This window comes from Streptomyces ferrugineus (genome assembly GCF_015160855.1).
GTDB classification, from domain to species: Bacteria; Actinomycetota; Actinomycetes; order Streptomycetales; family Streptomycetaceae; genus Streptomyces; species Streptomyces ferrugineus.
In genome coordinates, this window is record NZ_CP063373.1 from 731,153 (window position 1) to 743,021 (window position 11,869).

Here is an 11,869-nt window from a genome sequence, read left to right on the forward strand (position 1 = left end):
CGCCCCTAGGGCGTTCGCCATCAGCGAGTTACCTCCGTACGGTCGGTGTGGTCCAGGAGATCCCAGGCCAGTAGCCCGGCACCGAGGCATCCCGCCGTGTCCCCCAGCGCCGCGGGGACAATGGACGGCAGCTTCTGGAAAGTGACCCGCCGCCGGACGGCGTCCCGCAGCGGTGTGAACAAGGTTTCCCCCGCCTCGGCCAGGCCGCCACCGATGATCAGGACCCGCGGGTCCAGCAGGGTGAGTGCGGTGACCAGGCCGTCGGCGAGGGCGTCGACGGCGTTCTGCCAGATTCGTACGGCGTTCGAGTCGCCGGACGCGACGGCCTTGGCGCAGTCCGCGGCGTCCGCCTCCGGGTCCCCGACCGCGGTGGCCCACGCCTCGCTCACCGCCGCCGCCGACGCGAACCGCTCCAGGCAGCCGCGCTGCCCGCACGGGCAGCGGGTGCCGCCGGGCCGTACGACGATGTGGCCGATCTCGCCCGCGAAGCCGTGCGCGCCCGCCTCGACCCGGCCGTCGATGCCGATGGCACCGGCTATCCCGGTGCCGAGCGGCACGAAGAGGTACCGGTCGGCACCTCGGCCCGCGCCGATCCGGCCCTCCGCCAGCCCACCGGTGCGCACGTCGTGGCCGAGGGCGACGGGGGTGCCGCCGAGCCGTTCGGACAGCAGTCGGCGCAGGGGCACGTCCCGCCAGCCCAGGTTGGCCGCGTAGGCGGCGATGCCCCGCTGCTCGTCGACGATGCCGGGGACGGCGATGCCGACGGCCGCCGCGGGCTCGCCGAAGCGCTCCTCGCCGTACGCGCGCAGCTCGGCGGCGAAGTCGAGGATGCCGTCGATGACCGCCTCTGGGCCGCGTTCGCGGCCGGTCGGGCGGCGGGCCTGGTGGAGCAGCCCGCCGCTCGCCCCTGCCAGGGCGGCCTTCATCCCGGTGCCGCCCACATCGAGGGCGATGACATGTCTCACGGGGGACAGTGTGGCTTGCGCACCCGCGAGAGGTCTAGTCCACTTACGTGGTGTAGACCTTATGGGGGCAATATGTATGACGTTTCGAAAGTTTCGAACACAACTATGGGGCGGGTTCGCGTGCAGCGGCAGAGTCGTAGTCGTAGTCCTCGGCGTACGGGAGCGATCGCGGTGGTGTCCGCGCTGGGCCTGACGGCGGCCCTCGGCGGCTGCGGGCTGACCGGCGAGTCGGACGGGGTGACGCTGAAGCTGGTCGCGGCGGACTACGGCGACAGCGAGGCGAACAGTTCCCAGAAGTACTGGGACAAGCTCGTCAAGGCGTACGAGGCCGAGCACCCGGGGGTGCGGATCGACGTCACGGTGTACTCCTGGAGCGACGTCGACGCCAAGGTCAAGGAGATGGTCGACGCCGGGAAGGCGCCGGACATGGCGCAGATCGGGGCGTACGCCGACTACGCCGCCGAGGGCCTGCTGTACGAGGCCGACCAACTGCTCTCGATCCCCGTCCAGGCCGACTTCGTCGCGCAGTTCGCGGACGCGGGGCAGGTGAAGTCGGTGCAGTACGGCATCCCCTTCGCCTCCTCCACGCGGCTGCTCTTCTACAACAAGACGCTCTTCGACAAGGCCGGCATCACCCCGCCGACCACCTGGAAGGAGCTGGCCGCCGACGCCGAGGCGCTGAAGGCGGAGGGCGTGAAGTACCCGTACGCCCTGCCGCTCGGCCCGGAGGAGGCGCAGGCCGAGACGATGCAGTGGCTGCTCAGCGGCGGGGGCGGCTACACCGACACCACCGTCGGCTCGTACAGCATCGACTCCGCGGAGAACGTCGCCACCTTCAACTGGCTCAAGAACGACCTGGTCGGCAAGGGGCTCACCGGCCCGGTGGCACCCGGCGAGCTGAACCGGGCGGACGCCTTCTCCGCGTTCGCGGCCGGTGACGTCGGCATGCTCAACGGCCACCCCTCGCTGATGCAGATGGCCGCGAAGAAGGGCGTGAAGTTCGGCATGGTGCCGATGCCCGGGGTGGAGGGGCCGAGCAAGGTCTCCATGGGCGTGGCCGACTGGATGATGGCCTTCAAGAAGAACGGCCACGCCGACCAGGTGGGCGAGTTCCTCGACTTCGTCTACGACAAGCAGAACGTGCTGGACTTCTCCCGCCGGTACGACCTGCTCCCCGTCACGAACTCCGCGTCCACGGTGATGACCGCGGCCAAGCAGGACGCCGACCTCAAGCCGTTCCTGGAGCAGCTCCCGCTCTCCGAGCTCTACCCGGTCGGCCAGACCTCCTGGGCGGCGGTCAGCGCCGACATCAAGAAGCGCATCGGCGGCACGGTCGCGGCCGGCGGCAGCCCGTCGGCGGTCCTGGGCCGGCTCCAGACGGCGGCCACCCGGGCGGAGAGCGCCGAATAGCCCCGGCGCGGTCGCGGGGCCGCCCGGTCGCGGGGCCGCCCGGTTGTCGGTGGCGGGCGTTACGGTGCGTCCATGGACCAGCACCAGGACCCGTCCGAGGCCGCCCTCGCCGACCGCGAGCGGTCCATCCTCGCGCTGGAACGCCGGGGCTTCACGGGCCCCGGCGCCAAGGAGCGGGCGATACGCGAGGAACTGGGCCTGGCCCCCGTCCGCTACTACCAGCTCCTGAACGCCCTGCTGGACGACCCGAGGGCCCTGCGGCACGACCCGGTGACGGTGAACCGGCTGCGGCGGGTACGGGAGGCACGGCGGGCGGAGAGATGAGCCAGGGGTACATCCGCCCGTCCCTGGATAGGGTCCCCGTATGGCCAGTCACCAGGATCCGACCGACCCCGCGGGCCCGCTGCCGACCCCCGTCACCCGGCCCGGCCGCGACGGACTCGCCGCGCTCCTCGACCGCCCCGCACGGGCGCTCGTCGCGCTGGACTTCGACGGCACGCTCGCCCCGATCGTGCCGGACCCGGATCAGGCGCGGGCCCACCCCGACGCCCTGTCGGCACTGGTCGCGCTCGCGCCGCAGGTGGCCGGCGTCGCGGTGGTCACCGGGCGCCCGGCCGACGTGGCCGTGCGGTACGGCGGTTTCGCCGGGGTCGCGGGCCTTGAGCACCTCGTCGTGCTCGGGCACTACGGCGCCGAGCGCTGGGACGCCGTCAGTGGAAAGGTCACCGCACCCGACCCCCACCCCGGCATCGCGACCGTCCGTGCCGAACTGCCGGGGCTGCTCGCGAGCGTCACGCAGGGCACCTGGATCGAGGACAAGGGACATGCCGTCGCCGTGCACACGCGCCGCGCGGCCGACCCGCAGGGCACCTTCGACGCCCTGCGCGCACCCCTCACCGACCTCGCCACCCGCAACGGACTGATCGTCGAACCCGGCCGCATGGTCCTGGAACTGCGCCCACCCGGCATGGACAAGGGCGTGGCGCTCAGCGACCACGTCCGGGAGCTCGGCGCCGAGTCCGTCCTCTACGCCGGCGACGACCTCGGCGACCTCTCCGCCTACGCCGCCGTCGACGCCCTCCGCTCCGACGGCACCCCCGGCCTCCTGGTCTGCAGCGGCAGCGAGGAGGTCACCGAGCTCTCGGAGCGGGCGGACGTGGTGGTCGACGGTCCGGCGGGGGTCGTACGGCTGTTGCGGCAGATCGCGGCTCAGGCCGGCCAGGCCGGCTGATCGAGGGTGGGTTACCGGTCCAGCGCGTGGAGCTGGTCCAGGAACCACTGGGCCGGCGGCAGTGCCGTCGCGGCCGCCGCCAGTCGCTTCGAGCGCTCCGCCCGCTCCTCCGGGCGCATCGTCAACGCCTCGTGCAGCGCCCGTGCCGTGTCGATGACGTCGTACGGGTTGACCGCGAACGCGTCCTCGCCCAGTTCCTCGAAGGCCCCGGCCTCCCGCGACAGCACCAGCGCGCACCCCTCGTCGGAGACGACCGGCACCTCCTTGGCGACCAGGTTCATACCGTCCCGGATGGGGTTGACCAGCGCCACGTCCGCCAGCCGGTACGCCGCCAGCGAGCGGGCGAAGTCGTCCTTGACGTGCAGCACGACCGGCGTCCAACCCGGCGTGCCATAGCGGGAGTTGATCTCCGTCGCCAGGCGCTGCACCTCGGCCGTGTAGTCGCGGTACACCGCCAGGTCCTGCCGCGAGGGGTAGGCGAACGCCACGTGCACCACCCGCTCGCGCCACTCGGGGTGGTCGTCGAGGAGCTGCCGGTACGCCAGCAGGCCGCGCACGATGTTCTTGGACAGCTCGGTGCGGTCGACCCGGACGATCGCCTTGCGGCCCTCGCCGATCTCGCCCTTCAGCACCGCCATCCGCTCGGCCACGTCGGCCTGATGCGCCCGCGCCCGCAGGAAGTCCGCGTCCGCCCCCAGCCCGTGCACCCCGACCCGGGTGCCGCCGAGCCCGCCGACGAACCGCTCGGCGCACGCCTCGAACGCGTCCGCCCACCGCCGGGTGAGGAACCCCAGCCGGTCCGCGCCGAGCATCCCCCACAACAGCTGCGAACGGATGTCGTCCGGCAGCATGCGGAAGTACTCCGGCGGTGCCCAGGGCGTGTGCGAGAAGTGGCCGATCCGGACGTCGGGGCGCAGCTCGCGCAGCATGCCCGGCACCAGGCACAGGTGGTAGTCCTGCACCAGCACCGCCGCCCCCGGCGCCGCCTGCCCGGCCAGCGCCCGGGCGAAGGCGCGGTTGTACGTCTCGTACGACGCCCACTGCCGCCGGAACTCCGCGTCGAAGACCGGCTCCAGCGGCGTCTGGTACAGCATGTGGTGGACGAACCACAGCACCGAGTTCGCGATGCCGTTGTACGCGTCCGCGTGCACGTCGGCCGGGATGTCCAGCATCAGCACGCCGTCCTCGCCGGCCCCGCGCCGCACCGCCTCCCGGTCCCCGTCGGACAGCGCCGAGCACACCCACAGCGCGCCCGCGTCCGGCCCGATCGCCGACAGCCCGGAGACGACCCCGCCGCCGCCCCGCTTGGAGTGCAGCGAGCCGTCCTCGCGCACCTCGTACGAGACCGGGCCGCGGTTCGACGCGACCAGCACCCTGGCAGCACCTCGCGCATCCTGCGCATCCTGCGTGGAAGCCATACGCCTCAACCTAGCCCGGCCCGGAAACGCTCAAACGTACGGTTCCGCTTACTGGACGGCTCCTCCACACCCCGTGTACGGCCGGTTTCCGGCGTTTACGCGACCTTCCGCGTCGCGTACTCGGCGATCTCCACCATCGGCGGCCGCTCCTCGGTGTCCACGGAGTACGTCAGCGGCTGGAAACCGTCCTCGCCCCGCTCGAACTGGGTGAGGGAGGGCCGGATCAGATGGCCGCGGGCCAGCCTGAGCTGTGCCGTGCGGTAGATCGCCGCCGACATCCGGCCGAGCGCCTGCCCGTCCTGGTGCCGGTGCTTGCGCACCCCGACGTCCACCTGGGCCAGCGCGTCCAGGCCCACCAGATGCAGGGCGTCGACCAGCATGCCCAGCTCGACGCCGTAGCCGACGGGGAACGGGAGCTGCTCGAGCAGCGACCTGCGGGCCGCGTACTCGCCGCCCAGCGGCTGCACGAAGCCGGCGAGCTGCGGCCAGTGCATGTTCAGCAGCGGGCGCGCCATCAGCTCGGTGACCCGGCCGCCCTGCCCGGCCGCCGAGCCGAGCGGGCGGTCGTACATCGCCTTGACGAGGTCCACGTCCGGATCGGTGAGCAGCGGGCCGACGATCCCGGAGACGAACTCGGAGGAGAACTCCTTCAGGTCGGCGTCGATGAAGCAGACGATGTCCCCGCTCGTCACCAGCAGGGAGCGCCACAGCACCTCCCCCTTGCCGGGCACGGCAGGCAGGTGCGGCAGGATGTCGTCGCGGTGCACCACCCGCGCGCCCGCCGCGGCGGCCACCTCGGAGGTGCGGTCGGTGGACCCCGAGTCGACGACGACGATCTCGTCGACCAGGGGGACCTGGCGCATGAGGTCATGACGGATGATCGCGACGATGTCGCCGACCGTCTCCTCCTCGTTGAGCGCGGGCAGCACGACGGAGACCGACTGGCCCGTACGCTGCTTGGCGGCCAGGATGCGGTGGAGCGGGCGGTCGACGGCGGACCAGGAGCGGGTGCGCAGCCAGCGCTCGACTTCTTCCAGCACGGTCAGCGGCTCCTCACTGTTGTCTCGCGTTACGGACGGCTCTCTCAACTGTCCTGGCGTTCGGTTACAGTCTTGAACAACGCGGATGACCATCGCATGTCCGGGGTCACCTGCCGATTACAACCGCATACAGCTCATCCAGAGGGGCAGAGGGAAACGGCCCGATGAAGCCCCGGCAACCCTCCAGTCGGTTCTCGTAGATCAGCGTCGATCGTCACCGTTGATCGTCTCCGCGAGGCTCCCGGCTAGGGAAGGTGCCAAATCCGTCTCACGGCGAGATGCGTCGTGAGGAAGATGAGGAGAAAGGGCCTCGCCTCACATGGCTGTGCAGACTGTTGCAAGCACCACCGACTCCACCGTGGACCTCGGTCCCGCCGCGGCACTGTCCTGCCGCGAATGCGGTCACCGGGTACCCCTCGGACCGGTCTTCGCCTGCGAGGAGTGTTTCGGCCCGCTGGAGATCGCGTACGACTTCTCGGCCTACGACACCGAGCAGCTCCGTAAGCGGATCGAGGCGGGTCCCGCGAACATCTGGCGCTACGCGCCGCTGCTTCCCGTCCCGGCCGACGTCGCCGACAAGCCGAACCTCAACCCCGGCTGGACCAAGCTCGTCAAGGCCGACAACCTCGCCCGTGAGCTGGGCGTGACCGGCGGCCTGTACGTCAAGGACGACTCCGGCAACCCGACGCACTCCTTCAAGGACCGGGTGGTCGCCCAGGCTCTGGAGGCCGCCCGCGCCTTCGGCTTCACCACGCTCTCCTGCTCCTCGACCGGCAACCTCGCCGGCGCGGTGGGCGCGGCCGCGGCCCGCGCGGGCTTCCGGTCCTGCGTGTTCATCCCGCACGACCTGGAGCAGGGCAAGGTCGTCATGGCCGCGATCTACGGCGGCGAGCTCGTCGGCATCGAGGGCAACTACGACGACGTGAACCGCTTCTGCTCCGAGCTGATCGGCGACCCGGCCGGCGAGGGCTGGGGCTTCGTCAACGTCAACCTGCGGCCGTACTACGCCGAGGGTTCCAAGACCCTGGCGTACGAGATCTGCGAGCAGCTCGGCTGGCGGCTCCCGGACCAGCTGGTCGTCCCGATCGCGTCGGGCTCGCAGCTCACGAAGATCGACAAGGGTCTGCAGGAGCTGATCAAGCTCGGGCTCGTCGAGGACAAGCCGTACAAGATCTTCGGAGCGCAGGCCGAGGGCTGCTCGCCGGTGTCGACGGCGTTCAAGGCCGGCCACGACGTGGTGCGCCCGCAGAAGCCGAACACCATCGCCAAGTCCCTCGCGATCGGCAACCCGGCCGACGGGCCGTACGTCCTCGACATCGCGCGCCGCACCGGCGGTTTCGTGGAGGATGTGACGGACGAGCAGGTCGTGGACGCGATCGGGCTGCTCGCCCGGACCGAGGGGGTCTTCGCGGAGACCGCCGGCGGGGTGACCGTCGGTGTGACGAAGAAGCTCATCGACAACGGCGTCCTCGACCCCGCCAAGACCACCGTCGTCCTCAACACCGGCGACGGACTCAAGACCCTCGACGCGGTGGCCGGTACCGGTCTCACCGCCACCATCCGCCCGAACCTGGACTCCTTCCGAGAGGCTGGCCTCGCATGAGCGTGACCGTTCGCATCCCCACCATCCTGCGCACCTACACGGGTGGCCAGGCCGAGGTCGCCGCCGAAGGTGCCACCCTCGCCGACGTCATCGCCGACCTGGAGAAGAACCACACCGGGATCGCCGCCCGGGTGCTGGACGACCAGGGCAAGCTGCGGCGGTTCGTCAACGTGTACGTCAACGACGACGACGTCCGGTTCGAGCAGGGGCTGGAGACGGCCACGCCGGACGGTGCGGGTGTCTCCATCATTCCGGCCGTCGCGGGCGGTTGATACCCGCCGGTAGTAACCGTCGGTAACAGCGATTACCGAGAGTTCATCGAATTGCCTCCTCCGTGAGAGAAGCGGAGGGGGCAATTCTGTGTGGTTGAGCGAGGTACAGTTGGGGAACGTGCCGCCGATCTCCGGGTCGGCAGCCCTTGATTTCTGCCGCAGGTCCGACAAGAAGTAGCCAAAGTGTGCGGGTTTTTTGCGGCTTTTGTTCCATTTGCCAGGTCCGACTTGACCTGAAGTCAGGGGAATTGTCCCCACATTCCCGACCAGTCGTGCCCGGATTTCTCGTCCGATTGACCTGTTGCAGACGGCAGTTGGGCAGATACATTCAGCCGCGGTCGACGCGTTCCGGCGCACGCCCCCGACCGATGGGGGGTGAGGTCTGACCCGGATCCGCGAAGTGTGGATCTGTGCAAGGGCCAGTAATAGGGGAGTTAGGCATGGCTCAGGGCACCGTCAAGTGGTTCAACGCGGAGAAGGGGTACGGCTTCATCGCGGTCGACGGTGGTGCGGATGTTTTCGTCCACTACAGCGCGATCCAGATGGACGGTTACCGCACCCTGGAAGAGGGTCAGCGGGTGGAGTTCGAGATCTCGCAGGGCCAGAAGGGCCCGCAGGCCGACATGGTTCGCGTCACCGCCTGAACGTTCTTCTGCACGTCACTTCACCGAAGGGTCCGCACCTCACCGGGTGCGGGCCCTTCGCCTGTTCGCCCATCGCCGACCGGGGCCCGATCCCCGAGAGCCGCTTGCACTCGCATGGGTCGAGTGCTAATCATTGGCGTTAGCACTCTGAAGGTGAGAGTGACAAAGAAGGACCGGGTCGGTGAGGCCCGCAGGCCAAGTGGGGCAAGGAACCACGGGGTCGGCGAGCCGTCCGTCGCGGGCGCGGGCGCGGTCCGAAGGAATCACCCCCAGTCCTGGAGGGACCACTTCACATGGCCAAGATCATCGCGTTCGACGAGGAGGCGCGGCGCGGCCTCGAGCGCGGCATGAACCAGCTCGCGGACGCCGTGAAGGTGACGCTCGGCCCCAAGGGTCGCAACGTCGTCCTCGAGAAGAAGTGGGGCGCCCCCACGATCACCAACGATGGTGTCTCCATCGCCAAGGAGATCGAGCTCGAGGACCCGTACGAGAAGATCGGCGCCGAGCTGGTCAAGGAAGTCGCCAAGAAGACGGACGACGTCGCCGGTGACGGTACGACCACCGCGACCGTTCTCGCCCAGGCCCTGGTCAAGGAGGGCCTGCGCAACGTAGCCGCCGGCGCCAACCCGATGGCCCTCAAGCGCGGTATCGAGAAGGCCGTCGAGGCCGTCTCCGCCGCCCTGCTGGAGCAGGCGAAGGACGTCGAGACCAAGGAGCAGATCGCCTCCACGGCCTCCATCTCCGCCGCCGACACCCAGATCGGTGAGCTCATCGCCGAGGCCATGGACAAGGTCGGCAAGGAAGGCGTCATCACCGTCGAGGAGTCCCAGACCTTCGGTCTGGAGCTGGAGCTCACCGAGGGTATGCGCTTCGACAAGGGCTACATCTCGGCGTACTTCGCCACCGACATGGAGCGTATGGAGGCGTCCCTCGACGACCCGTACATCCTGATCGCCAACTCCAAGATCTCCTCGGTCAAGGACCTGCTCCCGCTCCTGGAGAAGGTCATGCAGTCGGGCAAGCCGCTGCTGATCATCGCCGAGGACGTCGAGGGCGAGGCCCTGTCGACCCTGGTCGTCAACAAGATCCGCGGCACCTTCAAGTCCGTCGCCGTCAAGGCCCCGGGCTTCGGTGACCGCCGCAAGGCCATGCTCGGCGACATCGCCATCCTCACGGGCGGCGAGGTCATCTCCGAGGAGGTCGGCCTCAAGCTGGAGAACGCGACCCTGGACCTCCTGGGCCGCGCCCGCAAGGTCGTCATCACCAAGGACGAGACCACCATCGTCGACGGCGCCGGCTCCACCGACCAGGTGCAGGGCCGCGTGAACCAGATCCGCGCCGAGATCGAGAACAGCGACTCGGACTACGACCGCGAGAAGCTCCAGGAGCGCCTGGCCAAGCTCGCGGGCGGCGTCGCGGTCATCAAGGCCGGTGCCGCCACCGAGGTGGAGCTCAAGGAGCGCAAGCACCGCATCGAGGACGCCGTGCGCAACGCCAAGGCGGCCGTCGAGGAGGGCATCGTCGCCGGTGGTGGCGTGGCCCTGCTGCAGGCCTCCGGTGTCTTCGAGAAGCTGGAGCTGGAGGGTGACGAGGCGACCGGCGCCGCGGCCGTCAAGCTCGCCCTCGAGGCCCCGCTGAAGCAGATCGCCGTCAACGCCGGCCTCGAGGGCGGCGTCGTGGTGGAGAAGGTCCGCAACCTCACCCCGGGTCACGGCCTGAACGCCGCGTCCGGTGAGTACGTCGACCTGGTCGCCGAGGGCATCATCGACCCGGCGAAGGTGACGCGTTCCGCGCTGCAGAACGCCGCGTCCATCGCCGCGCTGTTCCTCACCACCGAGGCCGTCATCGCCGACAAGCCGGAGAAGGCCGCCGCGCCCGCCGGTGGCGGTATGCCGGGCGGTGACATGGACTTCTGAGCCGCTTCGCGAGAAGGCTCGGACCCGGTCCGTCAGTACCGAGGGCGGCACTCCCTGGAGACAGGGGGTGCCGCCCTCGGGCGTGTCCGGGGTCACAACCGGGCGGGATGTGGAATGCGCGACCTCGCCCCCGCAGTTCCTTAAGGCGTTGCAATAATGCGCACGCACATACCGTCCGGTCAGTCGACCCCACCTCCAAGGAGCCCACCACGTGACCGTCACCGAGCCCGCCGCCTCCCGCGCGGCCCATGTCCTGTCCCGGCCGACCTCGATCAACGGCCTCACCGTGCCCAACCGCATCGTGATGGCGCCGATGACGCGCATGTTCTCGCCGGGCGGCGTCCCCGGTGCGGACGTGGTGTCGTACTACGCGCGCCGGGCCGCCGCCGGCGTGGGGCTGATCGTGACCGAGGGGACCTACGTCGGGCATGAGTCGGCCGGGCAGAGCGACCGGGTGCCCCGGTTCCACGGCGAGGAGCAGCTCGCCGGATGGGCGAAGGTCGCCGAGAGCGTGCATGCGGCGGGCGGGACCATCGTGCCGCAGCTCTGGCACATCGGCATGGTGCGGCAGCAGGGCCAGCCGCCCTACGCCGAGGCCCCGGCCGTCGGCCCCTCCGGGCTGCGGATCGGTGCCGACGAGCCCACCGGCAGGGCCATGACCCAGCGCGACCTGGACGACGTCATCGGCGCCTTCGCCGAGGCCGCCGCGGACGCCGAGCGGATCGGGTTCGACGGCGTGGAGATCCACGGCGCCCACGGCTACCTCGTCGACCAGTTCCTGTGGGCGGGGACGAACCGCCGCACCGACGCGTACGGAGGTGACCCCGTCGCCCGTACGAAGTTCGCGGCGGAGATCGTGGCCGCCGTACGGGAGTCGGTCTCGCCGTCCTTCCCGGTCGTCTTCCGCTACTCGCAGTGGAAGCAGGAGGCCTACGACGCCCGTCTCGCCGAGACCCCCGAGGAGCTGGAGGCCGTCCTCGCCCCGCTCGCCGCGGCCGGGGTCGACGCCTTCCACGCCTCCACCCGCCGCTACTGGGTCCCGGAGTTCGACGGCTCCGACCTCAACCTCGCCGGCTGGACGAAGAAGCTGACCGGCAAGCCCACCATCACCGTCGGCTCGGTCGGCCTGGACGGCGAGTTCCTGGGCGCGTTCGCCGGCCAGGGCTCCGGGATCAAGGGCATCGACGACCTCCTGGACCGCCTGGAGGCCGAGGAGTTCGACTTCGTCGCCGTCGGCCGGGCGCTGCTCCAGGACCCGGAGTGGGCCGCGAAGGTGCTGCAGGGCCGCCTTGGTGAGCTGGCGTCGTATGACGCCGCTTCGCTGAAGTCCCTGAGCTGACACCGGCGCCGTAGGGCCCCGCGCCCCTCTG

General features: G+C 70.3%; 11 protein-coding genes and 1 riboswitch. Of the genes, 8 read left to right on the forward strand and 3 right to left on the reverse strand.

Features of this window, described 5'->3' with window-relative positions:
- Positions 1-20: 20 nt before the first annotated feature.
- The gene (locus IM697_RS03520) at positions 21-965 is read right to left on the reverse strand and encodes an ROK family protein (protein ID WP_194044576.1); all 945 of its coding nucleotides are present in this window, start codon (positions 963-965) and stop codon (positions 21-23) included.
- Between the two features lie 105 nt (positions 966-1,070).
- Here IM697_RS03520 and IM697_RS03525 point away from each other — a divergent pair, with 105 nt between their 5' ends.
- The 3 genes from IM697_RS03525 (at position 1,071) to otsB (ending at position 3,606) form a co-directional block, all read left to right on the forward strand.
- Positions 1,071-2,375, forward strand: a complete 1,305-nt coding sequence (locus tag IM697_RS03525; protein ID WP_194044577.1) for an ABC transporter substrate-binding protein — start codon at positions 1,071-1,073, stop codon at positions 2,373-2,375.
- A gap of 72 nt (positions 2,376-2,447) precedes the next feature.
- Positions 2,448-2,699 carry a DUF3263 domain-containing protein gene (locus IM697_RS03530; RefSeq protein ID WP_194044578.1) on the forward strand — a complete coding sequence of 84 codons (252 nt, stop codon included), beginning with the start codon at positions 2,448-2,450 and terminating at the stop codon, positions 2,697-2,699.
- Between the two features lie 40 nt (positions 2,700-2,739).
- The gene (gene otsB, locus IM697_RS03535; RefSeq protein ID WP_194044582.1) at positions 2,740-3,606 is read left to right on the forward strand and encodes a trehalose-phosphatase; all 867 of its coding nucleotides are present in this window, start codon (positions 2,740-2,742) and stop codon (positions 3,604-3,606) included.
- Between the two features lie 11 nt (positions 3,607-3,617).
- On the opposite strand, the gene IM697_RS03540 is transcribed toward otsB, so the two are convergent.
- Both IM697_RS03540 and IM697_RS03545 read right to left on the reverse strand, forming a co-directional pair.
- On the reverse strand, positions 3,618-5,024 hold the full coding sequence (locus IM697_RS03540) for an alpha,alpha-trehalose-phosphate synthase (UDP-forming) (RefSeq protein ID WP_194044584.1): 1,407 nt from the start codon (positions 5,022-5,024) through the stop codon (positions 3,618-3,620).
- A 95-nt stretch (positions 5,025-5,119) separates the two neighbouring features.
- Positions 5,120-6,064, reverse strand: a complete 945-nt coding sequence (locus tag IM697_RS03545) for a glucosyl-3-phosphoglycerate synthase (protein ID WP_194044586.1) — start codon at positions 6,062-6,064, stop codon at positions 5,120-5,122.
- 131 nt (positions 6,065-6,195) lie between these two features.
- A riboswitch (SAM riboswitch) is annotated at positions 6,196-6,365 on the forward strand.
- 18 nt (positions 6,366-6,383) lie between these two features.
- Here IM697_RS03545 and thrC point away from each other — a divergent pair.
- The 5 genes from thrC to IM697_RS03570 all read left to right on the forward strand — a co-directional run bounded on the left by thrC (position 6,384) and on the right by IM697_RS03570 (position 11,838).
- Positions 6,384-7,667: a threonine synthase gene (thrC, locus tag IM697_RS03550; protein ID WP_194044589.1), complete on the forward strand. Its 1,284-nt coding sequence runs from the start codon at positions 6,384-6,386 to the stop codon at positions 7,665-7,667.
- Entirely contained in the window at positions 7,664-7,939 is a 276-nt protein-coding gene (locus tag IM697_RS03555; protein ID WP_059195843.1) for a ubiquitin-like small modifier protein 1, read from the forward strand. The genes thrC and IM697_RS03555 overlap by 4 nt, the downstream gene beginning before the upstream one ends.
- Before the next feature lie 440 nt (positions 7,940-8,379).
- Positions 8,380-8,583: a cold-shock protein gene (locus tag IM697_RS03560; protein WP_004986573.1), complete on the forward strand. Its 204-nt coding sequence runs from the start codon at positions 8,380-8,382 to the stop codon at positions 8,581-8,583.
- Between the two features lie 293 nt (positions 8,584-8,876).
- Positions 8,877-10,499: a chaperonin GroEL gene (groL, locus tag IM697_RS03565; protein ID WP_194044591.1), complete on the forward strand. Its 1,623-nt coding sequence runs from the start codon at positions 8,877-8,879 to the stop codon at positions 10,497-10,499.
- A 211-nt stretch (positions 10,500-10,710) separates the two neighbouring features.
- Entirely contained in the window at positions 10,711-11,838 is a 1,128-nt protein-coding gene (locus IM697_RS03570; protein WP_194044592.1) for an NADH:flavin oxidoreductase, read from the forward strand.
- Positions 11,839-11,869: the final 31 nt, after the last annotated feature.